The organism is Longimicrobium sp. (assembly GCF_048594345.1).
In the GTDB taxonomy this organism is placed as follows: domain Bacteria; phylum Gemmatimonadota; class Gemmatimonadetes; order Longimicrobiales; family Longimicrobiaceae; genus Longimicrobium.
This window is the reverse complement of record NZ_JBMDXM010000071.1, coordinates 23,405-44,586: the sequence shown is the minus strand read 5'-3', so window position 1 is coordinate 44,586 and position 21,182 is coordinate 23,405. Positions and strand designations below refer to the sequence as shown.

At 67.2% G+C, this 21,182-nt stretch carries 20 protein-coding genes; 16 read left to right on the top strand and 4 right to left on the bottom strand.

Translation table 11 applies throughout. The annotated features are described in order from the left end of the window. Positions 1 to 425: 425 nt before the first annotated feature. From ACOJUJ_RS08330 to ACOJUJ_RS08320, 3 genes are all read left to right on the top strand, one after another. Positions 426 to 1,001 (top strand): hypothetical protein, encoded by a 576-nt coding sequence (locus ACOJUJ_RS08330; RefSeq protein ID WP_420126403.1) that lies wholly within the window; start codon positions 426 to 428, stop codon positions 999 to 1,001. 392 nt (positions 1,002 to 1,393) lie between these two features. Then, on the top strand, positions 1,394 to 2,743 hold the full coding sequence (locus tag ACOJUJ_RS08325; protein ID WP_420126402.1) for a M16 family metallopeptidase: 1,350 nt from the start codon (positions 1,394 to 1,396) through the stop codon (positions 2,741 to 2,743). 8 nt (positions 2,744 to 2,751) lie between these two features. Next, positions 2,752 to 4,830 carry an insulinase family protein gene (locus tag ACOJUJ_RS08320; RefSeq protein WP_420126401.1) on the top strand — a complete coding sequence of 693 codons (2,079 nt, stop codon included), beginning with the start codon at positions 2,752 to 2,754 and terminating at the stop codon, positions 4,828 to 4,830. A 125-nt stretch (positions 4,831 to 4,955) separates the two neighbouring features. On the opposite strand, the gene ACOJUJ_RS08315 is transcribed toward ACOJUJ_RS08320, so the two are convergent. Beyond that, positions 4,956 to 5,318 carry an endonuclease domain-containing protein gene (locus tag ACOJUJ_RS08315; RefSeq protein WP_420126400.1) on the bottom strand — a complete coding sequence of 121 codons (363 nt, stop codon included), beginning with the start codon at positions 5,316 to 5,318 and terminating at the stop codon, positions 4,956 to 4,958. Positions 5,319 to 5,591: 273 nt separating this feature from the next. Here ACOJUJ_RS08315 and ACOJUJ_RS08310 point away from each other — a divergent pair, with 273 nt between their 5' ends. The 3 genes from ACOJUJ_RS08310 (at position 5,592) to ACOJUJ_RS08300 (ending at position 8,486) form a co-directional block, all read left to right on the top strand. Beyond that, positions 5,592 to 7,031 (top strand): Ada metal-binding domain-containing protein, encoded by a 1,440-nt coding sequence (locus ACOJUJ_RS08310; RefSeq protein WP_420126399.1) that lies wholly within the window; start codon positions 5,592 to 5,594, stop codon positions 7,029 to 7,031. Beyond that, on the top strand, positions 7,028 to 7,531 hold the full coding sequence (locus tag ACOJUJ_RS08305) for a methylated-DNA--[protein]-cysteine S-methyltransferase (RefSeq protein ID WP_420126398.1): 504 nt from the start codon (positions 7,028 to 7,030) through the stop codon (positions 7,529 to 7,531). The genes ACOJUJ_RS08310 and ACOJUJ_RS08305 overlap by 4 nt, the downstream gene beginning before the upstream one ends. A gap of 79 nt (positions 7,532 to 7,610) precedes the next feature. Next, positions 7,611 to 8,486 carry an isocitrate lyase/PEP mutase family protein gene (locus ACOJUJ_RS08300; RefSeq protein WP_420126397.1) on the top strand — a complete coding sequence of 292 codons (876 nt, stop codon included), beginning with the start codon at positions 7,611 to 7,613 and terminating at the stop codon, positions 8,484 to 8,486. A gap of 151 nt (positions 8,487 to 8,637) precedes the next feature. On the opposite strand, the gene ACOJUJ_RS08295 is transcribed toward ACOJUJ_RS08300, so the two are convergent. Further along, positions 8,638 to 10,335 carry a RecQ family ATP-dependent DNA helicase gene (locus ACOJUJ_RS08295; RefSeq protein WP_420126396.1) on the bottom strand — a complete coding sequence of 566 codons (1,698 nt, stop codon included), beginning with the start codon at positions 10,333 to 10,335 and terminating at the stop codon, positions 8,638 to 8,640. 300 nt (positions 10,336 to 10,635) lie between these two features. On the opposite strand from ACOJUJ_RS08295, the gene ACOJUJ_RS08290 reads away from it, so the two are divergent. From ACOJUJ_RS08290 to ACOJUJ_RS08280, 3 genes are all read left to right on the top strand, one after another. Further along, complete coding sequence (locus ACOJUJ_RS08290; protein WP_420126395.1) at positions 10,636 to 11,823, top strand: hypothetical protein; 1,188 nt, start codon at positions 10,636 to 10,638, stop codon at positions 11,821 to 11,823. A 291-nt stretch (positions 11,824 to 12,114) separates the two neighbouring features. After that, positions 12,115 to 13,383 carry a GGDEF domain-containing protein gene (locus ACOJUJ_RS08285; protein ID WP_420126394.1) on the top strand — a complete coding sequence of 423 codons (1,269 nt, stop codon included), beginning with the start codon at positions 12,115 to 12,117 and terminating at the stop codon, positions 13,381 to 13,383. A gap of 112 nt (positions 13,384 to 13,495) precedes the next feature. Further along, positions 13,496 to 14,176 (top strand): OmpA family protein, encoded by a 681-nt coding sequence (locus ACOJUJ_RS08280; RefSeq protein WP_420126393.1) that lies wholly within the window; start codon positions 13,496 to 13,498, stop codon positions 14,174 to 14,176. A gap of 131 nt (positions 14,177 to 14,307) precedes the next feature. On the opposite strand, the gene ACOJUJ_RS08275 is transcribed toward ACOJUJ_RS08280, so the two are convergent. Both ACOJUJ_RS08275 and hutG read right to left on the bottom strand, forming a co-directional pair. Further along, a complete protein-coding gene (locus ACOJUJ_RS08275; protein ID WP_420126392.1) occupies positions 14,308 to 15,147 on the bottom strand; it encodes an arginase family protein in 840 nt (279 codons plus the stop codon). Continuing rightward, positions 15,144 to 16,088 (bottom strand): formimidoylglutamase, encoded by a 945-nt coding sequence (gene hutG, locus ACOJUJ_RS08270; RefSeq protein ID WP_420126391.1) that lies wholly within the window; start codon positions 16,086 to 16,088, stop codon positions 15,144 to 15,146. Before hutG ends, ACOJUJ_RS08275 begins: the two co-directional genes overlap by 4 nt. Positions 16,089 to 16,273: 185 nt before the next feature. Here hutG and trpS point away from each other — a divergent pair, with 185 nt between their 5' ends. From trpS to ACOJUJ_RS08235, 7 genes are all read left to right on the top strand, one after another. After that, the gene (trpS, locus tag ACOJUJ_RS08265) at positions 16,274 to 17,239 is read left to right on the top strand and encodes a tryptophan--tRNA ligase (RefSeq protein WP_420126390.1); all 966 of its coding nucleotides are present in this window, start codon (positions 16,274 to 16,276) and stop codon (positions 17,237 to 17,239) included. Positions 17,240 to 17,307: 68 nt separating this feature from the next. Further along, positions 17,308 to 17,709 (top strand): DUF7079 family protein, encoded by a 402-nt coding sequence (locus ACOJUJ_RS08260; RefSeq protein ID WP_420126389.1) that lies wholly within the window; start codon positions 17,308 to 17,310, stop codon positions 17,707 to 17,709. 35 nt (positions 17,710 to 17,744) lie between these two features. Next, the gene (locus ACOJUJ_RS08255) at positions 17,745 to 18,221 is read left to right on the top strand and encodes a hypothetical protein (RefSeq protein WP_420126388.1); all 477 of its coding nucleotides are present in this window, start codon (positions 17,745 to 17,747) and stop codon (positions 18,219 to 18,221) included. Further along, positions 18,218 to 18,721 (top strand): hypothetical protein, encoded by a 504-nt coding sequence (locus tag ACOJUJ_RS08250; RefSeq protein WP_420126387.1) that lies wholly within the window; start codon positions 18,218 to 18,220, stop codon positions 18,719 to 18,721. The genes ACOJUJ_RS08255 and ACOJUJ_RS08250 overlap by 4 nt, the downstream gene beginning before the upstream one ends. An 88-nt stretch (positions 18,722 to 18,809) precedes the next feature. Continuing rightward, entirely contained in the window at positions 18,810 to 19,355 is a 546-nt protein-coding gene (locus tag ACOJUJ_RS08245; RefSeq protein WP_420126386.1) for a DUF4870 family protein, read from the top strand. Between the two features lie 35 nt (positions 19,356 to 19,390). Continuing rightward, a complete protein-coding gene (locus ACOJUJ_RS08240; RefSeq protein ID WP_420126385.1) occupies positions 19,391 to 20,191 on the top strand; it encodes an ion transporter in 801 nt (266 codons plus the stop codon). Between the two features lie 131 nt (positions 20,192 to 20,322). Beyond that, a complete protein-coding gene (locus ACOJUJ_RS08235) occupies positions 20,323 to 20,967 on the top strand; it encodes a hypothetical protein (RefSeq protein WP_420126384.1) in 645 nt (214 codons plus the stop codon). Positions 20,968 to 21,182 lie beyond the last annotated feature (215 nt).

The window sequence follows — 21,182 nt, the reverse complement described above, 5'->3', positions numbered from 1 at the left end:
CCCGCCGCGCGTCGCGGTCCCACCCTCCCCCCGCGCGGGCGCGCGCGGGGGGGGGGGGGCGGGCGGCGGGCCCCCCCCGCGGGCGCGGTCGAATGGGTTCGGAGCACCGCGTGCCCGCGGCATCCCCAACCTCCCCCAAGGGTTTTGCGGGGTTTTGGGGGGGTTGGGGCGAGTGGTGCGCGCCCGGAGGGGTCGCCCGCCCCTCGCGCGACATGCGGTCGTAGCGCACGGAGGCTCACGCAGCTTATACCCTCTCCCGCGTGCGGGAGAGGGTGCGAGCCTGAGCGAGCGGGTGAGGGCCCGTGAGGGTCGGCCGAGCCTCTGAATCTCGCCGGGCCTCCTTCCCGTATCCCGACGCGTCCCCTGGTCCACCCGAAGGACTGGAGCGCCTGAGGACGCCGCTCCACCAGCACCGATCCACCGAAATGAAGTTGCTCCAGGTTCTGCTGCGCATCCGCCACGAGCGCCCGTTCGCCTGGCTCAAGCTCCCCACCCAGCGGCACCGCCGCACGGCCGTCGCCGGGCTGTGGACAGCCTTCGCCGCGCACGTGGCCATCAGCGCGCTGGCGGGCGACGGCGAGCTGGCCGGGTTTTTGGGATTCGTGACGCTGTTCGCGGGGATCCTCTGCCTGTTCTCGCTCGCGGAGGCGTCGGTGTTGCGGGGCGGCGCGCTGCCGCTGGACGCCAGCCGTCTGGCGGCCCGCGACCGGGCGTACGCGGCCGCGTTTCACGGCACCGGATGGCTGCTGCTGGCGGTGGTGGTCTACGCGGAGCTGGCGCTGCGCATCGACGCGCTATGGCTGCCCGCCGATCCGCGCTCCGCCGTGGGCGCGTTCGCCGCGGTGGCGGTGGCCATCGGCCTGCTGCCGGTCTCCCTGCTCAGCTGGACGGAGCCCGACGACGCGCCCGCGCCGCCGCCCCCCGCTTCCCACCTGCCGCGCCGCCCCCGCCGCTTCGCCGTGGGCCCGGAGGATCGCGAGGGCCCGCGCTTCCTGCACTGATTCCGCGCGAGGCGGACGCTCCGCCAGCGGAACCGATGGATCGGGGTGAGGCGAGCGGCATCGCACTGCGTCCGGCGGTGTGCCCCTCCCCCGGCCCCTCCCCGTTCGTTCCTCACGGAGAGGGGAGAAGTCGATCTCGCTTTGCCGCGCGGCGGTGCTAATTTCTACGCACCTGCCCCTGCGGATACAACCAACCTCCCCCGGCAGTTTCGGGGGAGGTGCGAGCCCAAGCGAGCGGAGGGGGCGCACCGCGCCGTCAGCCCGCTCCAAAGCCAGTACATCACCGAGATTTCCAACGATCGACATCATCATCCCGATCCACCATCACCATCCACAACCTCCACTACCAGCAACCACGGCACATCGATGAAGATCAACCCCATGGAGGCGGCATGAGAGGCCGCGTCTCCCTCACCGGGCTGGCGGCCCTGGCCCTGCTGGCGACGCCCGCGCACGCGCAGGGCGGCCGGCTGGCGTACGAGGAGTTCCGCCTGGACAACGGCCTGCGCGTCATCCTGGCGCCCGATCCCGCCGTCGCCACGGTCGCCGTCAACGTGTGGTACGACGTCGGCTCGCGCGACGAGCGGCCGGGCCGCACCGGCTTTGCGCACCTCTTTGAACACATGATGTTCCAGGGGAGCGCCAACGTCGGAAAGGGCGAGCACTTTGTCCTCGTGGAGCGCGCCGGCGGCGACCTGCAGAACGGCACCACCGACTGGAACCGCACCAACTACTACCAGACGCTCCCCTCCAACCGGCTGAACCTGGGGCTGTGGCTGGAGGCGGACCGCATGCGCTCCCTGGCCGTCACCCAGGAGAACTTCGACAACCAGCGGCTGGTGGTAAAGGAAGAGCGCCGCGAGCGCATCGACAACCAGCCGTACGTGGGCGCCATGTGGCAGGGGCTCATCGGCGTCTTCAATCCGCAAACCTGCTTCTCGTACGGGCACGAGATCATCGGCAGCTTCGAAGATCTGGAGGCCGCGCCCACGGAGGACGTGCGGCAGTTCTTCCGCACCTACTACGCGCCCAACAACGCCACGCTGGTCGTGGCCGGCGGCTTTGATCCGGCGGAGACGCGCACGCTCATCCGCCAGTACTTTGCCGACATCCCCGGCGCGCCGGCCCCGCAGCGCCCCGGCTGCACCGAGCCGTTCTCGCACCTGCCGGTGACGAAGACGGTGGAGGACCCGCGCGCGCCGCTGCCTGCCGTGTTCGTGGTCTACGGGCTTCCCGCGCAGGACGAGGCGGACTTCTACGCGCTGGAGCTGCTGAACGGCATTTTGGCCGTGGGCGAAACGTCGCGGCTGCAGGACCGCATGGTGGACCAGGAAAAGGCCGCGCTCAGCGTGGAATCCATCTTCCTGGAGCACCGCGGCCCCGGCGAGGCCTTCTTCTGGCTGAGCGCCGCGCAGGGGACGACCAACGAGCGCCTGCTGCAGATCTTTGACGAGGAGATCACGAAGGTGGCGCGCGAGGGCGTGACCGCGGAGGAACTGGAGAAGGCCAAGAACCAGCGCCGCGCGCAGGCGATCTTCGAGCGGCAGACGCCGCACGGCACCGCCGAGGCGCTGCAGCACGCCGTCCACTTCCATGGCGGCCCGCGGGACGCGGACGCCAAGCTGGCCCGCTACCTGGCCGTCTCGGCCAGCGACGTGCGCCGCGCGGCCGAGCGCTGGCTTTCGGTCCGCAACCGCGCCGTCATCAACGTGGTCCCCGCAACCGCCGCCAGGCAGGAGTGAGCGCCGCCATGAGAAAGTCGATGATGATGCGCCGCGCCGCCCTCGCGCTGGCCGCCCTGGCCGTGGCCGCGCCCGCCGCCGCGCAGCGCCAGGCCCCGCCGGCGCCGCTCCCCGCGCGCCCGCTGCAGTTTCCCGCCTTTCGCGAGACCACGCTGCCCAACGGGCTGCGGCTGATCGTGGTGGAGAACCACGCGCACCCGGTGGCGAGCGTAAACCTGCTGGTGGGCTCCGGCTCCGCGTCCGTTGCCGCGGAGCGCGTGGGCCTGGCCGGCCTGTTCGCCGAGCTGCTTCCCAAGGGGACGGCCACGCGCAGCGGCGCGGAGCTGTCCGGCGCCATCGAGCGCACGGGTGGCAGCATCGGCGCCGGGTCGGCTGAGGACTACACCAGCGTGTACGCCTCCGTGCTGGCCGAGCACCTGCCGCTGGCCATGGAGCTGGTGGCCGACGTCACGCTGAATCCCTCGTTCCCCGATGACGAGGTGGCCGCTTCCCGCGACCGCGCGCTGTCGCAGCTGCAGCAGTGGATGGCGGATCCGGGCTACCTGGCCAACCGCCGCTTCGGCGAGCGGCTGTACGGGCAGCATCCCTACGGCCGCTATCGCACGGCGCAGACGCTGGCCGCGCTGGACCGGGATGCGATGGTCGCCTTTCACCAGGCCCACTTTACCCCCCGCAACGCCCTGCTCGTGGTCGCGGGCGACGTGGACGCGGCGCGGGTGGAGCAGATGGCGCGCACGCGGTTCGGTGGATGGCGGGGCGGGGACGCGCCGCGCCCGGCGTACGGCGGCATCCCGGCCTCCGCGCCCACGCGCATTTTGCTGGTGCACCGCCCCGGCGCCGTGCAGAGCAACGTGCGCGCCGGCCGCAACACCATCCGCGCCGCGGAGGCGGACTACCCCGCGCTGCTGGTGCTGAACAAGATCCTGGGCGGCGGCACGGACTCGCGCCTGTTCAGCATCCTGCGCGAGCAGAAGGGGTGGACGTACGGCGCCTATTCCGACGTGGACCGCCCCCGCGACGTGGGCCGGCTGCTGGCGGCGATGGAGGTGCGCAGCGAGGTGACGGACAGCGCCGTGGCCGAGATGCTGGCGCAGTTCCGCCGCGTCGCCGCCGAGCCGGTGACGGCGCAGGAGCTGGAGGCGGCCAAGGGGTACCTGGTGGGCTCGTTCCCCATCGGCATCCAGACGGCCAACGACGTGGCCTCGCAGGTGGCGCTCACCCGGCTCAAGGGGCTGCCCATCGAGGACCTGCTGCAGCGCCGCGAGCGCATCGCCGCCGTTTCGGTGGATGACGTGCGCCGCGTGGCCGCCCGCTACCTTCGCCCCGACAGCCTGGTGGTCACCGTCGTGGGCGACGCGGGGCGGGTGCTTGCCGGGCTGGAGCGCATTGCCCCCGTGGAGCTGGTGGACGGGGAGGGGCGGCCGATGGACCGCGGCGCGCTGGAGGTGCGCGCTTCGGGCGCCTCGTTCGACATCTCGCGCCTGCACCCGCACACGGCGGAGTACGAGATCCTGGCGCGGGGCAACCCGATCGGCCGGATGAACAACGTCCTGGCGCGCGAGGGCGACGGGTGGAAGCACAGCATGACCGGCACCTTTGGCGGCGTGCAGCAGACCATCACCGGCGTGTGGGGCCCGGCGTGGGAGCCGCGGACGTACAACGAGACGTACGCCGGCGCCTTTGATGGCCGGATGGACGTGCGGGTGGAGAACGGCCGCTTCGTGGGCACGGGGGAGATGCCGGCGCAGGCGGGCGGCAGCAAGACGTTCGACGTGGAGGCCGTCGCGGGCTCCGCGTGGAGCCAGATGGAAGACGCCATGCTCTCGGTCGCCGACCTGGCGGAGGGCAAGACGATCGTGATCCCCGTCTTCAACACCAGCACCGGCGCGGTGGCCCCGGTCACCTACGCGGTGGGCGCCATCGAGAGCGTGACGGTCCCGGCGGGCACGTTCCAGGCATACCGCGTGTCGTCCACGGGCGGCTCCTCGGCGATGACCCTGTGGCTGCGCGCGGATGCTCCGCACATCGTGCTCAAGCAGGAGCTGGTCGGCCAGCCGATCGTCGTGCAGCTGAAGTCGATTCAGTAAAGCACGTTTGGGGTAGATGAAAGGCGGCCCGGGTGCGCGCGCGCGTGCCCGGGCCGCGGTGCGTGGTGCCCCTCCCCCCGGCCCCCTCCCCGTTCGTTCCTCACGGAGAGGGGGAGAACGGCACGTCAGGGCTGGGCGGCTGCCGCTTCGATGCGGTTCAGCACGGAGGGGAGATCGGTCAGGACTTCCTCGTTGCGGAAGCGGATGACGCGGATGTTGAGGGTGCCGAGGGCTTCCGTCCGCGCCTGGTCCATCATCTCCCGTCCCTCATGTATCGGTCCGTCCAACTCGACGCACAGCTTTTTACGCGGGCAGTAGAAGTCCAGGATGAAGCGCCCCACGGGGTGCTGTCGCCGGAATCCCAATCCACCCAGCTGCTGCCTTCGTAACGCTGCCCACAGCACGGCTTCGGCCGCGGTCGGATCCTGCCGGTGCACTTTTGCCGCATCCAGAATGGGTGCCTGAATGCGGCTGATGTATTTCCCCATACACATCTCCTTCAAAGCCGTCTATCTTTTCTCCCCTCTCCGTGAGGAACGAACGGGGAGGGGTCGGGGGAGGGGCACCCCGTCGGACGCAGTTCGATGCCCTTCGCCGAGCCGCCCAACCGTCGGGCGGGGCACCCCGTCGGATGCCGAGGTGTACAAAGTAAACGAAGAATACCCGCCCGCGCGCTCGTCCACCCACCCGCGATCCGCCACATGAAATTCCCGCGAAGAGATCAGGACGACACGGCGGTGGCGAGTGCGTAGATTGGGGCCATGATCATGATGACGCGCGAATGGATGCTGGAGCGGTTCTACGCTCGCGACACCGCCAGCAACGGCAGGTTCATCACCGGCGTGCTTACGACGGGCATCTACTGCCTGCCCTCGTGCAGCGCACGCAAGCCGCTGCCGGAGAACGTCCGCTTCTTCGGCTCGGAGGACGAAGCGCGCTCCGCGGGGCTGCGCCCCTGCCGCCGCTGCCGGCCCGACAACTTCTACCAGCAGTACGATCCCGACGTCCATCTGCTGGAGACACTGGCCGCCGACGTGCGCCGCGATCCATCTGGCTTTGCCGACGCGGCGGCGCTGGTCACCGCGTCTGGCATCGGCGCGACCAAGCTGAATGCGCTGTTCCGCCGCCACTTTCACCTGACGCCCGCCGCGTTCCTGGCGCGCGAGCGGGTGGCCGCCGCCAGCCGCGCGCTGGCCGGCGGGGCGACGGTGTCGGAGGCCGCGTACGCCGCGGGGTTCGAGAGCCTGTCCGCCTTTCACCTCAACTTCCGCCGGCTGACGGGCCTTACGCCCGGCGACTACCGCGCGCTGGGCGGGTCGCCATCCTTCACCATTGCGCTGCCGGAGGGCTATCGCGCGGACGCGGTGCTCGGCTACCAGGGGCGCGATCCGGCGAGCGTCATCGAACGCGTGCGGGGCGATGAACTGGCGAAGGCGATGCGGCTGGGCGACGCACCCGTGGTGCTGCGGATGCGGTTCGATGCGGATTCCGCCGTCTGCGCGGTGGATGCGGCCGGTCCGCTGAGTGCCGGGCAGATGCGAGAGGCGCACGCGGCCGCCGTGCGTATGCTGAACCTGGCGAGCGATTCATCCTCCTTCGAACGGCAGATCGCGCGACAGCCGGAGTATGCGCGCCTCATCGCGCCGCGCCGCGGAATGCGCATTCCGCTGACGGCGACGGCGTGGGAGTGCCTGGTGTGGACCATCGTGGGCCAGCAGGTGAACCTGCCCTTCGCCTACGCGCTGCGCGCCGCGGTCGCGGAGCTGGCGGGGGAGCCGGTGGGGGACGGGCTGTACGCGCATCCCACACCGCGGGCCGTCGCCGCGCTTGATTACACGGACCTCACCAGCCGCCGCTTCTCCGGCCGCAAGGCGGAGTACCTGATCGACGTGGCGCGGATGATCGCAAGCGGCGAGCTGGCGATCGACGCGGAGCGGGAGATGGCGACTGCGGTGGAGCGGCGGTTGCTGGACGTGCGCGGGCTGGGCCCCTGGTCCGTGAACTACTTTCTGATGCGCGGCTGCGGATTCGCCGACTGCGTCCCCGTGGGCGACGCGGGGCTGACGGCCGCGCTGCAGCGCTTTCACCATCTCGACCACCGCCCCGGGACCGCGGAGACGCGCGAACTGATGGAGCCGTTCGCCCCGTTCCGCAGCCTGGGAACCGTTCACCTCTGGAGCAGCCTGGGAGACCCGCAATGAAGGCCTACGCGCACACGCTCGACTCGCCCATCGGCCCGCTGACCCTGGTGGTGAACGCGGACGGCGCGCTGACCCACGTCCTCTTCGCGCACCAGGCGCCGCCCGCGGACGTTTCGTGGGATGCGGACCGCTGCGCCGCGGCCGCCACGCAGCTTCGCGAGTACTTCGCGGGCCAGCGGACGGACTTTGACCTGCCGCTGGCGCCCGCGGGCAGCGACTTTCAGCGCACGGTGTGGGATGCGCTGCGGACGCTGGGACACGGCGAGGTGGTGGATTACGGTGGATTGGGGACGCGCATCGGCCGCCCCGGCGCCGCCCGCGCCGTGGGCCGCGCCAACGCGACGAATCCCATTCCCATCATCATCCCCTGCCACCGCGTGATCGGCGCGAACGGGACGCTGACCGGCTACGCGGGCGGGCTGGACGCCAAGCAGGTGCTGCTGCGGCTCGAGGGGTACGACGTTCGCGACGGGCGGATCGCGCGGGCGGTGGCTGCCTGAGCGGTTCGCGGCCGATAGGTTCAATCGCGGACGCGGCACCGGATTGCCGCGTCCGCCTCTTCTTCCAGACGGGTGAGCGATGTTCCGGACCAACCAGCCTGACCAGGCGGACGCCTTCCGCCGCATGCACCAGCCGGATTCGGGCCGCATCCTGGTCCTGCCGAACGCGTGGGACGCTATGAGCGCGCGCCTGATCGAGGACGCGGGCGCGCGCGCCATCGCCACCACCAGCGCGGGCGTGGCGTGGGCGCTGGGCCGCACGGACGGCGAGGGCCTTACGCGCGACCAGATGATCAACGCCGTCGAGCGGATCACCCGCGTCGTCCAAGTCCCCGTAACCGCCGACGTGGAGCGCGGATACGGCGACGGCACTCCTGACGACGTCGCCGAAACCGTCCGCCGTGTGATCGGCGCTGGCGCCGTCGGCATCAACCTGGAAGATGCGCCCGGCCGCGACGGCGTCACGCTGATGGACGTCGACGAGCAGGTGGAGCGGATCGCCGCCGCCCGCGAGGCCGCGTCGCGCGAAGGCGTGGAACTGTTCATCAATGCCCGCGTGGACACCTATCTCGCCCAAGCCGGGCCGCCGGAGGGCCGCTTCGACGAGACGGTACGGCGCGCGCAGGCCTATGCTGGCGCGGGTGCGGACGGCATCTTCGTCCCCGGTGTGGCGGATTCCGAGATCATCCGCGCGCTGGTCCCCGCGATTGGCGCGCCGCTGAACGTGATGGCGGGCCGCGGCGCCGGTCCCACCATCGCGGAACTGCAGGCGCTCGGCGTGGTGCGCGTGAGCATCGGCCCGTCGCTCACGCTGGCGGTGATGGCGCAGATCCGCCGCGCCGCCGCGGAGATCCTGGAGCAGGGGACGTATGCGGCGATGCAGGGCGGGCTCACCTTTCCGGAGGCGAACGCCCTGTTCTCCAGCGTGGGCGCGAAATCGCCGGATCCGACGTGAATCTCGATCCCTGAAAGAGGATGGGGTACAGAGGAACAGAGGAGAAAAGAGAGATACAGAGCAAACCCGTGTTCGGGCCTCTGCATCTCTCTTTTTCTCTGTGTTCCTCTGTACCCCATCCTCTTTTGAGATCCGTGCCCGTGAGACGTTGCTATTCGACTCGGCTGAGAAAATCCAGCCGGATCATCCGCGTGCCGTGGCGCTCGAAGTCCACCTCCGCCTTGTCGCCAGCGATCGCGAGCACCAGCCCCTCGCCAAAGGTGCCGTGCGTCACCTCGTCCCCCACGCCCACGGAGGCGCTGTCGTCTACCGAAGCCCCCGTTGACCCGGCCTCATCCCGCATCGCGATGGCGGGGGCCTCGGCGGCGGCGGTCATCCCCTCCACACGCGGCGCCACGCAGTTGTCGCAGTGTCCGCAGATCCAGTCCTCGGCCTGCTCTTCGCCAAAGTACTCCAGGATCATCCGCGTGCGGCACTTTGCGGTGCGGCAGTAGCGCACCATCTCTTCCAGCTTGATGCGGTCCTGCGCGCGCCGCGACTCGTAGTCCTGCAGCTCGCGGCTCAGGTCCGCCGCCGCCACGTCGGGCTTGAGCCGTTCCCACAGCCCGCCGCGGTGCTCGCGCACCATCCCGTGCCGCTTGAGCAGCGTAAGGACGATACGCGCCTTGCGGCGCGGCACCTCGGCCATGTCCGCGATCTCGTCCAGCGGCCGCTTTTCCTCCAGCGGCATGCGGTTGACGATGCGCGCCGTGGCGATGGCCTCGTCCAGGTCAGGATACTTGCCGCCCAGGAAGTAGCCCTGGACGCCGCGGTCCTCCTCGCGGTACAGGATCACGCACCGCGACGGCTCCGCGTCCCGCCCCGCGCGGCCCGCCTCCTGGTAGTACGACTCCATGCTGCCGGGAAAGTGGTAGTGCACGATGAAGCGGATGTCGGGCTTGTCGATCCCCAGCCCGAATGCGTTCGTCGCCACCACCGCCTTCACTTGGCCGCCCATAAAGCGGTCCTGCGCCTCGTGCCGCTCCTTCGATCCCAGCTTGCCGTGGTACAGTGCCAGGCTGTGCCGCTTGCCGAACTCCTCGTAGATGCGCTCCGCCTCCTTGACCGTCGCCACGTAGACGATCCCCGTCCCCTGCGCCTTGCGCAGCACCTGCTCCAGCGCCGCGTCCTTCTGCGACTCGTTGACGGTGGGCTGAACTTCAAGGAACAGGTTGGGGCGGATGAGGTCGCCCACCCAGGTGAACGGGTCGCGCATCCGCATCTGGTGCATGATGTCGTCGCGCACCTGCGGCGACGCCGTGGCGGTCAACGCCATCACCGGCGGCCGCCCCAGCCGCTCGGCGATGCCGCCCAGCATCATGTAGTCCGGCCGGAAGTCATGGCCCCACTGGCTCACGCAGTGCGCCTCGTCCACCACGAACAGCGACACTTCGCGGTCCAGCAGCACCTCGAAGAACTCGCGGTCGCGAAAGCGCTCCGGCGTCACGTACAGGATCTTTCCGCCGCCGCCCTCCACCGCCTCTTCCGCCGCGCGCTGCTCCCGCGCCGACTGCGCCGAGTTGATGGTCCACGCGTCCACACCCAGCTCGTCCAGCTTGTCCGTCTGGTCCTTCATCAGCGCGATGAGCGGAGAGACGACGATGGTGAGCCCGGGCAGCAGCAGCGCCGGCAGCTGGTAGATGAGCGACTTGCCCGCCCCCGTCGGCAGCACGACGAGCGCGTCCTGCCCGGCCAGCACCGCGCGGATGGTCTCCTCCTGCCCCGCCCGGAACGTGTCCAGCGAGAAGTGCTCTTTCAGGAACGGAAGCAGGTTCGCGTTCGCGTCGGTCTGCGGCGCAGCGGTTGGCAAATCGTACTCGTGGCGCGGGGTAGATCAGGCACTCATGTGAACGGGCGGCGGAGGGGCAAGCACCGGGCCACACAGACCCCACCCCTCTTCGTGCCTGTGTAAAGCATGTGAACTGAAATGGTGTCGACGAGCACATAGAGCTGCCGGGTTGCCGCACTGATGCTCGTGCCCCAAACAACCGCGGCTCAGTTGTGAATTACTTTTAATCGTAAGTCGGGAAATCTTGACAGCTAAGCTGGGAGATCGCATTGTTCGGTCGAACATGATCTCCAACATCTCCTTCCAGAGCACAGAGCAACAATGACTGCTGTTTATTTGTTTGCAGGCACTGCAGGCGTAGGCAAGCGCGAGGTGCTGGAAGCGTTTGCGGGTTACCTTTGCGACTACGCTGGTATTCCAGAGTCCAGTAGGAAGCAGCACGTCCGGGTTTATGATGTACATGATTTTCAGGAGTTCAGAGATGCCGCTACCTTTTTATCGCTTCATCGTTCCGAGCAGAAGCGAGTGCTGAGTGGCGCTTGGCAAAAACTTCGCCAGAAGATTGAGGCGGACAGGCCGATGATAGCGCTTGTTGGATTTCACGTAACGTTCTACCGCGATCATCAGATCCGATTGGTCCATCCTTGGGGTGAAATAGCCGCTTTAGATCCGAGAGCGATTACTGTATTGATTGATGACATATACCATGTGTGGCAACGAATAGAGCAGAAAAATGAGCACAACGACACCTACAGCCACTATACTCTTGGCGAACTGCTGGCATGGCGAACGTTAGAGTATGAGGAAGCAACCAGTCTCAGCGAAAACCTTATTCCAGGTAGAACTATTGACGTTTGGGCGTTTGCTGTTAAGCACTACAAAGAGACACTTCGTCGCCTTCTGCTCGAACCAGAAATTCCCCGGTGCTATCTGAGCTTTCCCATAACGAACATCCGGAGTGATCCAGGTGCGAGAGCCATCATAGATCGGATGCGGCGGCGTGTATCGGAAATTGCTACCGCGTTTGATCCACTAACGATAGACGAAATGATCCTAGTGGCCGAGCACAATAGACTCCTCGAGCATAATGATCTTGACGGGCCAGTGGTGATTAGCCAAGGCACTAGGTGGCCTGTTGATGATGTGCACGAGCGACTCGCGGTCTTCCCCGATGCCGTGCCAATTTCAATCCCTAGGTCCATGGTGTCGGAACTCATCGGAGTTTCGACTCGACCACGCACACCGATCGAAGATCATATCCGTAGCCGAGATTTTCTTCTCTGCACCCAAGCGCAATTTCTAGCGATCTACCGTCCTCAATATAAAGGGCGTCTCTCCGTTGGTGCTACTGCCGAGGCGCATTTTTCAACATATGCTGCGCCCCGCCGAAGGCTCACGTATTGGCCTAGTGAAGATGGTAACAAATCAGGGGCTTTCTTCGCTGACTTCGGTGTGTCGTACCAAGAGGAAGAGCGCTGGTTTTCGGCGCTCTCTACTTTCAAACCGTAACTAGAGGAGGTAACTATGTCCCAGACCCAATCGGCGGAATTTATTCTCTTCACGAGCGACGCTTTGCTGGAAGGTACGCTGGAGCGGTATTTTCAGCATATTCGAGCCTCTGGTTCACGGGTCAGGGTATTGCCCGCTCTCGAGTATCAGTCTGTGCTGCTGACTCCTCATGGTATGTTCTACGGCTCCCGAGAGATGAACTCCTATTTCCACGCTGTAGTTGGACACTAGGAACTTACTCATTCACCTCAGGCACAACGATCTATGATTACTGCTGCTCCCCGGGCTGCCATGCCGCTAAACGAGTGGCATGCGATGTTCTACGAAATATACGGGCTCAAGAACATCGAGCGTGACCGGTATAGGCTATTCGCGCACTTAGTAGAAGTTGTTGCGGGTTTTGCACGACATATACGGAAAGATGAGGATCGCAAAGCTGCCAAGGAGTTTTTGGCAAAGATGTTGGCGTGGTTCTGCGCGTTGTCACGAGAGCTAAAGATTCAGGACTTGGAACGACTGTTGTGGGATAAGTTTCCACTTGTTTGTCCGTATTGCAAAGGTAAGCAATGCCGCTGTGGCTCTCATCGGGAGAGTATAGATGTGGAGTGGCTTGAGAGAATGTCTATAGCTCACGACCTTGATCGTCCGAGGAATTTGAATGAGTGGCAGAGGATGTTCAGGTACATCTATGGCAGACAGGGTATTCCGCCGCAGGACATCCAGAGTTCCATTGAACACCGTGTTCACCATGCCTTTTTTCGTTTACTTGAAGAACTCGGTGAACTCGCTGAAGCCTGTCGTTTGGAGCATGTAGAGGCAGCGGGAGTTAGGAACGAGGCAGCCGATGTCTTGGCGTGGATTTTCGCGCTTGCCAATTTGCTTCCGGAGTGGTTCGGATTGGAGTCTATCAACTTGGCCGAAGTCTGCTGGGATGTTTATCCCGGTAGATGCAAACACTGCGGTTTCGTGCAATGTAAGTGTCCCAATGATCGCGTACGTGGACGTCTTAGTGCTGCCGGGGGATTCCGCCCAGAGCGCTTGGACGATCTGACCGGAGCACAACTTCGTCGGGACTTTGACCGGGAACTCCCCTCGGCGCTTGCTGCTGCATCGGATGAACAGCCTCTTGCCTTATGCATGGCGGATATTGACCACTTCAAATCGTTCAATGATGTATATGGACACCAAGCGGGAGATTTGGTTTTGCGTAGAGTGTGCGATACTATAATCGGCATAGTTGCAGCGCGCGGTGGACGGATATACCGTTACGGAGGCGAAGAAATAGCACTGGTGTTTACAGATACAACGCTCGCTGAGGCGGCCGCTATTGCCGAACGAGTTCGAAAGGCTGTTGAGAAACTAAGAATTGAGTGGTTATCCCCCGAAGCTGAGGTTGGCGCGGTACCCCAAGAGTTGCGCGTGACATTGTCGTGCGGAGTGTCCGCGGCAGCGACATCGGAGCTAGAAGGAGATGATGCCGCGCGCATACTCCGTAGGGCTGATGAAGCACTCTATCGAGCAAAATCTGAGGGGCGAAATCGGATCTTTACCCAAGATTGAGAAGCGAGTCACGTCGAGTGAGCACCCGGCACCGCCCTTGCAGATGACCGGCCTCCGATGTCGCCAACGTGGCTGATGTGAGAAGGCTTGTCTCTAGACGGAGCAAAGGGTGATGAACGCACTGAATCGCAAGTTCACGGTGGCGCTGGCTGCGCTTACCGTAAGCACCGGGATGACCGGCTGCGCCTCGATGAACAACACCGAGAAGGGCGCGGCCGCCGGCGGCGGCGCCGGTGCCGCCATCGGCGCCATCATCGGGCGGCAGACGGGGAACACGGCCCGCGGCGCCATCATCGGCGCGGTGGTGGGCGGCGCGGCCGGCGCGGTGATCGGCCGGCGGATGGACCAGCAGGCGCAGGAGCTGGAGCAGAACCTGCCCGCGGCCGAGGTGGAGCGCGTGGGCGAGGGCATCGCGGTGACGTTCGAGAGCGGCGTGCTGTTCCCGTACAACTCGGCGGACGTGCTTCCCGCCGGGCGTGAGAACCTGCGGCAGCTGGCCACCAGCCTGCGCAACTACCCGGGCACCACTGTCCTCATCGTGGGCCACACCGACTCGTCGGGCTCGGACGAGTACAACATGGGGCTCAGCTACCGCCGGGCCGAAGGCGCGCGGAACTTCCTGGCCTCGCAGGGCATCGACGCCAGCCGCGTGCGCGTGGAAGGCCGCGGCGAGTCGGAGCCGGTGGCCGACAACAGCACCCCGGCCGGCGCCCAGCAGAACCGCCGCGTGGAGATCGCCATCTTCGCGAGCGAGGAGTACCGCGAGCAGATCCTGCGCGAGAACCGTCAGTAAGCGGCTCCTTCGCGGACGGAATCGCCCCGGCGCCTGGATGGCGCCGGGGCGATCTTCTTTGGTACGAAGGTACGAGAGTACGAAGGTACGGGAGTACGAAGGTACGGGACTGCGGTTGGGTCGGCGCTCCGTCAGCCGGCGATTTTCCGTATGATTTCTCCGGCGGCGGACGAGATCCGGCCATCGGGGTCGCAGGTGGGGTCGTAGGCGGTGAGGGCGACGGCGCCGATCTGGAAGCGCTCGCGGATCCTTTCGATCACCTTCAGCACGTCGCGCAGCATCAGTCCACCGTCGGTCGCGAAGGAGTTGGCGCGGCCTTCGGACGGATCCAGCACATCCAGGTCGATGTGCAGATACACGGTGTCTGCACGGGTGCGCAGGCTTTCCAGCGCAGGGGCAAGCCACTCGGGATAATCCACCACCGAGAGCACCGGCGTGTCGGAGCGGACGAGATACTCTGACTCCGCGGGGTCCAGATCGCGAGCGCCGATCAGGCAGACGTTCTCGTCAGGGATGGGGCGAAAGCCGGGGACGGTGGCGGCCATCGGGCCCCAGCAGCGGCCGGTGGCGATGGCGAGCGCCATCCCATCCAGCATGCCGCTGCGCGTCGTCTCGGGCGTGTTGAGGTCCGCGTGCGCGTCCAGCCAGATGATCGCGGGCGCTGCACCATCCAGCCCCGACAGCGTGCCGATGGCGCTGGCGCAGTTGCCGGCCAGGACAACCGGCAGCGCACCCTCCGCGCGGGCGGCGCGGACGCGATCCGCCAGCCGCGCTGCAAGGGTGAAGGTGGAGGCGATCTCCGTCGACGGAATGTCGGCGGGGAGTTCGACGTGCTCGGCGGAAACGGTGTGGCCGCGGGCGCGGAGCGCGTCCTCCAGGCCGGCGGCCAGCAGGCGGTCCGGGCCGGCGCCCATTCGCCAGCCGCGGATGCCGCTGTCGTACGGGACGGCGATCAGGCGCGCGGCGCTCACGGGCGGGCGGCCAAAATCTCGAGGAGCAGCCGCGCGGCCAGCCGGGCGGTGCGGCCGTCGGGATCGTACGGCGGCGAGGTTTCCATGATGTCGGCGGCGACCAGGCGCGGGTCCGCCGTGACGGTGCGGACGATGTCGATCATCTCCCGCGCGGACAATCCACCGGTGCCGGGCGCGCTTACGCCGGGGGCGAACGCCGTGTCGGCGGCATCCATGTCGATGCTGAGGTAGAGCGCGTCCGCCCCGCTTGTAGCACGATAGAGGGCGGCGCGAGAAACTGTCACCGCGCCGTGCGCTTCAACGTCCTCCACCGTGGACAGGTGCACGCCCTCGCCCGTGGCGAACTCGATGTAATACTGCGAGTTGGCGAAGCGGCGGATGCCGATCATCGCCACGTGCCGGCCGTCGACGATTGGCGTCTCCATTGCGCGGCGGAACGGGGTGCCGCTGGAAAGGTGCGCCTCGTCGTCGTATTCGCGCACGTCCAGGTGCGCATCGACGTTGACGATGGCGAGGCCGATGTGCGGCCGCGCGGCGGCCAGGCCGCGGATGATGGAGCCCGTGATTCCGTGGTCGCCGCCCAGAAATACAGGGCGCGCGCCCGCCGCGAACACCTGCCGCGCGGCCTGCTCGATCGCGGCGTGCGCGTCGGCGCCGTTCATGGTCGGCAGCGCGATGTCGCCCAGGTCCAGCGCGGGGGAAACGTGGCGCTCACCGTCGAACGTGCCGAACGAGGCGAGGGCGTCGCGGATGGCGCGCGGGCCAAAGCGGGCGCCGGGGCGCGACGGAATGCCGCCGTCGTACGGAAAACCAAGGACGACCGTGCGGCCGTACAGCGGCTCGCCGTCCGCCCACGGGCGCAGCAGCGTGGGCGCGCGGGGATCGCGCGGGTCGGGGCTCGCGCGCAGGCCGGCGAGCGGGTCGAGGACGGGATCGGTCACGAGACGGCCAGTGCGAGAGTGCGAGAGTGCGAAAGTAGAAAACCCGTGCGACCGGCTTTCGCGCAGGTCGTGGGTTGTCTGGGTTCGGCACGGCTTGCTAACTTACGGATACTGGGGCGCGCCAGGCCAGATTCGGTGCGCGCCGCATCAACATCCGTCATCGCGATCTTCGACATTCATCCAACATGCGCATTCTGACCGGGATTCAGCCTTCGGGCATCCTGCACATCGGCAACTACTTCGGCGCCATCAAGCCCGTCCTCGATCTGCAGGGGCAGGGCGAGGTCTTCGTGTTTCTGGCGGACCTGCACGCGCTGACGTCCTCCAGCAACGGCGCGGCGATGCGCGAGAACATCCGCACCGCCTCCATCGACCTGCTGGCGTGCGGGCTTGACCCGGAGCAGACGGTGTACTGGCGCCAGTCGCAGGTGCCCGCCCACGTGCAGCTGATGTGGACGCTGACCAGCGTTACGCCGATGGGGCTGATGGAGCGCATGGTGGCGTACAAGGACAAGGTGGCGAACGGCCTTTCCGCCAACGTGGGGCTGTTCACCTACCCCATCCTGCAGGCCGCCGACATCCTGGCGTACGATGCGGACCTGGTGCCGGTGGGCAAGGACCAGAAGCAGCACCTGGAGGTCACGCGCGACATCGCCATCAAGGTCAACGAGGCGTACGGCGAGGGCACGCTCAAGCTGCCCGACGCCAAGATCAGCGAGGACGTGGCGGTGGTGCCGGGGCTGGACGCGCGCAAGATGAGCAAGAGCTACGGCAACACCATCGACATCTTCACGGAGGAAAAGGCGCTGCGAAAGAAGGTGATGAGCATCGTCACCGACAGCACGCCGCTGGAGGCGTCCAAGGACCCCGACTCCTCCACGATCGTCGACCTCTACCGCCTGTTCGCGTCGCCCGAGCAGGTGCAGCAGATGAAGGACGAGTTCCGCGCGGGCGGCGTGGGCTACGGGCACTTCAAGCAGCGGCTGTTCGAGGCGATCTGGGAGTACTACGCCCCCATGCGCACCCGCCGCGAGGAGATCCTGGCGAAGCCCGGCTACGTGGACGAGGTGCTGGAGGAAGGCGCCCGCCGCGCCCGTGCGGTGGCCGAGCCGACGCTGGAGCGGGTGTGGCAGGCGGTGGGGATGCGGTGAACGGGTGAACGGGTGAACGGGTGAACGGGTGAACGGGTGAACGGGTGAACGGGTGAACGGGTGAACGGGTGACGCGGCGGGCGCTGTCGGCGGTGGAAGTCGAGGTGCGGCTGCCGGTGTGGGATGCAATCGCGGACCTGTTCCTGGATACGGTGGTCGATACGCCCATGCTGCAGCGCGTCGCGGACGAGCTGGCGCGGTCGCCGTTCTCGATCGATGAGCTTCGCCAGATCTACCTGTTCGAGGTGGCGCCGGTCGTCCACCGCAACCTGAAGATCGTCGCGGGGGAATGGGCGGGGTTCGGGCGCGAGTGGCTCCGCGAGCGCATCCCCGCGTACCTGGCGCGCGGCAGCTGGCTGTTCCACGGGTGGTCGGCCAGCCCGCTGGGGCGGCGGTGGCACACGTTCCAGACGCGGGCGGACTTCCAATCCGTCATCCTCCAGGTCGCCGCGATCCGCGCCCCGGGCTGATCCCACTCTGCATCCTCGTCCCGCCATCCAACTTCATGCGCATCCTCCTGGTCCTGCTGCTGGCGGCAATGTCGCCGGCCGCCGCTGCCGCGCAGACGAAGCTTTCCGCCACGCCGCTGGCGGATTCGATGCTCGTCCTGCTGCTGAACGACGGGCAGGAGGTCGCGATCAGCAATCTCACCGATAGCCCGTACCTGATCCCGCGGCTGTACTCCATCTCTCATGAAGGCGGGTGCGTGGAAGACACGCACATGGTCTGCACGCACCGCTACTTTCTCGCGGTCGCCGAAGAGGGCGTCGCGGGGGATCAGGCCGTGTTCGATCTGGGCGAGGTGGGGGAGATCACCCGCGCCCGCGTCCTGGCCGATCGCGGCCGCAATCCGCGCCTGCGCGTGGTGGTGCTGAACTATCCGCCCGACATCTTTCAGTACCAGCGCGATTTGGTCCGCCAGGAGCGGGTCTACCTCATCCACCTGGCCCTGGACTCCCTTCGCATCACCCCCGAGCCATGACGCCCGTATCCAGCCCCATGCCCGCCGCCACACCCGTAGCCGCCAGCGCCGACGTCGGCACCATCGAAGGCATCATCAACACCATGTACGCGGCCGTCTCGGCGCCGGCGGGGCAGCCGCGTGACTGGGATCGGCTGCGCACGCTGTTCCTTCCCGGCGCCCGGATGATCCCCACCAACCGCGCCATCCACCACGGCCAGGGCGGGCACCCGCCGGACGTGATGGACATCGAGACGTTCATCCGCACCACGGCGCCCGTGCTGGAGCCGATGGACTTTCACGAGGTGCAGATCGCCATGCGCGTGGAGCGCTTCGGGTGCATCGCGCACGTGTGGAGCACCTACGACTCCCGCCACGCGCCGGACGCCCCGGAGCCGTTCGCGCGCGGCATCAACAGCATTCAGCTGTACCACGACGGCACGCGCTGGTGGGTGGTGAACGTGTTCTGGGATTCCGAGCACGCCGACAACCCCATCCCCGGGCAGTACCTTCCCGGCTGAAGCTTTTTTCGCCCTGCCCACGTACTCTCCGCGCCCGACGGGTCCGGTGTGGACCGTCCTGCGTTTTCCTGGCCGCGGAGCTGCGCGAATGGCCCTGATCACCTGCGCCGACTGCGGACGCTCCGTCTCCGACGCGGCGCCCGCGTGCATCCACTGCGGCCGCCCGATGGCCCCGGCAGCGCCGGCGGCTTCGCGCTACGCCGCGCCATCGTACGCCGCGCCTGCCGCGGCGCGGGCGGTGGCCATCGATCCGCTGGCCCGGCGCGAAGCGGACCGGGCGTCGCGCGCCGCCGCCGCAAAGCCGGTCGCGATGGTGGGGTACGCGCTGCAGCTGATGTCGTTCGCCTACGTTGTCCCCGGCATCGTGGCGCTGGTGCTGGCGTACGCAAAGCGCGGCGATGCGCGGGGAACCTGGGTGGAGTCGCACTTTGACTGGCAGATCGCCACCTTCTGGAACAGCTTCTGGACCGCCCTGGGCAGCGGCATGCTGGCCGCGGCGCTGATGTTCATCACCGACTCGCCCCTGCTGGGCACGCTTCTGCTGTACGTGGCGGGGATCGGCCTGGTGATCTGGTACATCTACCGCGTGGTGCGCGGCGCGCTGGCGCTGTACGACGGGCGGCCGATCTCCTGACCGGCGCCTGACGACCGGACCCGAACTTTCTGAGCATGCGATCTCTTCGGCAGCGGCTGCACGACACCATCTTTCAGCACGACGAGCCCGCCGAGCGCGCGTTCGACGTGGTGGTGATCGTCGCCATCATGCTGAGCGTGCTGGTGGTAATGCTGGACAGCGTCGCCGCCATCTCTGCCCGGTACGGCCGCGCGCTGTACGCGGCGGAGTGGTTCTTTACCATCCTGTTCACGGTGGAGTACCTGCTGCGGCTGTGGACGGCCAAACGGCCGCTGGCGTACGCGCGCAGCTTTTACGGGATCGTGGACCTGCTTTCGGTGCTTCCCACCTGGCTGAGCATCGTGTTTCCGCCGGGCCGGTTTCTGGTGGTGCTGCGCGCGCTGCGGGTGCTGCGCGTGTTCCGCATCCTCAAGCTGGCGGAATACGTGGAGCAGGGGGCGGTGCTTTCGGCGGCGCTGCGGGCCAGCCGCTACAAGATCACCGTCTTTGTCACCACGGTGATCACGGTGACGATCATCGTCGGCTCGCTGATGTACCTGATCGAGGGCCCCGCCAGCGGGTTCACCAGCATCCCGCAGAGCGTCTACTGGGCCATCGTCACGCTCACCACCGTGGGCTACGGCGACGTGGCGCCGGCCAGCCCGCTGGGCAAGGCGCTGGCCGCCACGCTGATGATCATGGGCTACGGCATCATCGCGGTGCCCACCGGCATCGTCACGCTGGAGCTGGACCGCGCCTCGCGCGCGCAGGCCCCGCGGCGCGAGTGCCCCGGCTGCGGCGTAACGCGCCACGACGCCGACGCCACCTTCTGCAAGCACTGCGGCACCGAACTGTAGCGCCGGCGTGCCGGACGAACCGGCATCTTCCGGATCTGCAACAGGATAGGCGTAGCGCGGCATCCCTTTTGCCCTGGCTCCCCGCTCATTCGCACGGGTGGATGGGAAACCCTTGAAGGCAGGGGATGACGATGATGAGGCAATCGATCCGCCATCTGGCGGCGGCGGCGTTCACGGTCGTGGCGCTTTCCGGATGTGCGGGCAGCAACCTGGGTGCGCTGGGTGACATCCTGGGCGGCGCCATGGGCGGGATGGGCGGCGGGCAGCAGGGGCAGGTGGTGGTGGAGGTGCAGGGTGTGGACACGCGCCAGCAGGTGATCCAGGTGCGCACCGAGCAGGGGCAGCAGGGCAACGTGATGTTCGACCAGAACACCACCGTGGTCTACCAGAACCAGCAGTACCCGGTCACGGCGCTGGAGCGCGGCGACGTGGTGGCCATGCAGCTGCAGCAGACGCAGCAGGGGCAGACGTACGTAAGCCAGATCGTGGTGCAGCAGAGCGTGCAGGAGCGCACGGGGCAGGGTGGCCAGGGCACCGTGGGCGGCTCGGGCCCGGTGGGGCAGCTGCAGCAGATGTACGGCCGCGTGGGGCAGATTGACCAGGCGCGCGGTATCTTTCAGCTGCAGACGCAGCAGGGCACGTACGTGGTGACGCTGCCGTACAACCCCGGCAACGTGACCACCGACTACTTCAACCGCCTGCGAACGGGCGACAACGTTCGCGTGGAAGGCACCATCACCGGCAACGGGCGGGTGGAGCTGTACCGCTTCATCTGACGCGGCGGCTGATTTTCGGGTGACGGACCGGCGGCGCGGGGCTTCGGCTCCGCGCCGCTGTGGCTTGGTAGGAGGATTCGACCGGCTCCGGAAAAAAAGAATGGCCTCACACGGAGTCAACGGAGTTAACGGAGTCTGGTTCGAGGCGTTGAAGACGGAAATGGCCTTGGGCCGGGTGAGTGGAAGGTCCGTTGTCGCCGTCCGTGTGCACGCGT

What these genes read in the sequence shown, in the direction of transcription:
- ACOJUJ_RS08290 (WP_420126395.1), top strand. Translation starts at nt 10,636, where the DNA reads ATGACTGCTGTTTATTTGTTTGCAGGCACTGCAGGCGTAGGCAAGCGC.
- ACOJUJ_RS08320 (WP_420126401.1), top strand. Translation starts at nt 2,752, where the DNA reads ATGAGAAAGTCGATGATGATGCGCCGCGCCGCCCTCGCGCTGGCCGCC.
- ACOJUJ_RS08285 (WP_420126394.1), top strand. Translation starts at nt 12,115, where the DNA reads ATGCCGCTAAACGAGTGGCATGCGATGTTCTACGAAATATACGGGCTC.
- trpS (WP_420126390.1), top strand. Translation starts at nt 16,274, where the DNA reads ATGCGCATTCTGACCGGGATTCAGCCTTCGGGCATCCTGCACATCGGC.
- ACOJUJ_RS08325 (WP_420126402.1), top strand. Translation starts at nt 1,394, where the DNA reads ATGAGAGGCCGCGTCTCCCTCACCGGGCTGGCGGCCCTGGCCCTGCTG.
- ACOJUJ_RS08280 (WP_420126393.1), top strand. Translation starts at nt 13,496, where the DNA reads ATGAACGCACTGAATCGCAAGTTCACGGTGGCGCTGGCTGCGCTTACC.
- ACOJUJ_RS08310 (WP_420126399.1), top strand. Translation starts at nt 5,592, where the DNA reads ATGATCATGATGACGCGCGAATGGATGCTGGAGCGGTTCTACGCTCGC.
- ACOJUJ_RS08240 (WP_420126385.1), top strand. Translation starts at nt 19,391, where the DNA reads ATGCGATCTCTTCGGCAGCGGCTGCACGACACCATCTTTCAGCACGAC.
- ACOJUJ_RS08330 (WP_420126403.1), top strand. Translation starts at nt 426, where the DNA reads ATGAAGTTGCTCCAGGTTCTGCTGCGCATCCGCCACGAGCGCCCGTTC.
- ACOJUJ_RS08255 (WP_420126388.1), top strand. Translation starts at nt 17,745, where the DNA reads ATGCGCATCCTCCTGGTCCTGCTGCTGGCGGCAATGTCGCCGGCCGCC.
- ACOJUJ_RS08245 (WP_420126386.1), top strand. Translation starts at nt 18,810, where the DNA reads ATGGCCCTGATCACCTGCGCCGACTGCGGACGCTCCGTCTCCGACGCG.
- ACOJUJ_RS08235 (WP_420126384.1), top strand. Translation starts at nt 20,323, where the DNA reads ATGATGAGGCAATCGATCCGCCATCTGGCGGCGGCGGCGTTCACGGTC.
- ACOJUJ_RS08305 (WP_420126398.1), top strand. Translation starts at nt 7,028, where the DNA reads ATGAAGGCCTACGCGCACACGCTCGACTCGCCCATCGGCCCGCTGACC.
- ACOJUJ_RS08250 (WP_420126387.1), top strand. Translation starts at nt 18,218, where the DNA reads ATGACGCCCGTATCCAGCCCCATGCCCGCCGCCACACCCGTAGCCGCC.
- ACOJUJ_RS08300 (WP_420126397.1), top strand. Translation starts at nt 7,611, where the DNA reads ATGTTCCGGACCAACCAGCCTGACCAGGCGGACGCCTTCCGCCGCATG.
- ACOJUJ_RS08315 (WP_420126400.1), bottom strand. Translation starts at nt 5,318, where the DNA reads ATGGGGAAATACATCAGCCGCATTCAGGCACCCATTCTGGATGCGGCA.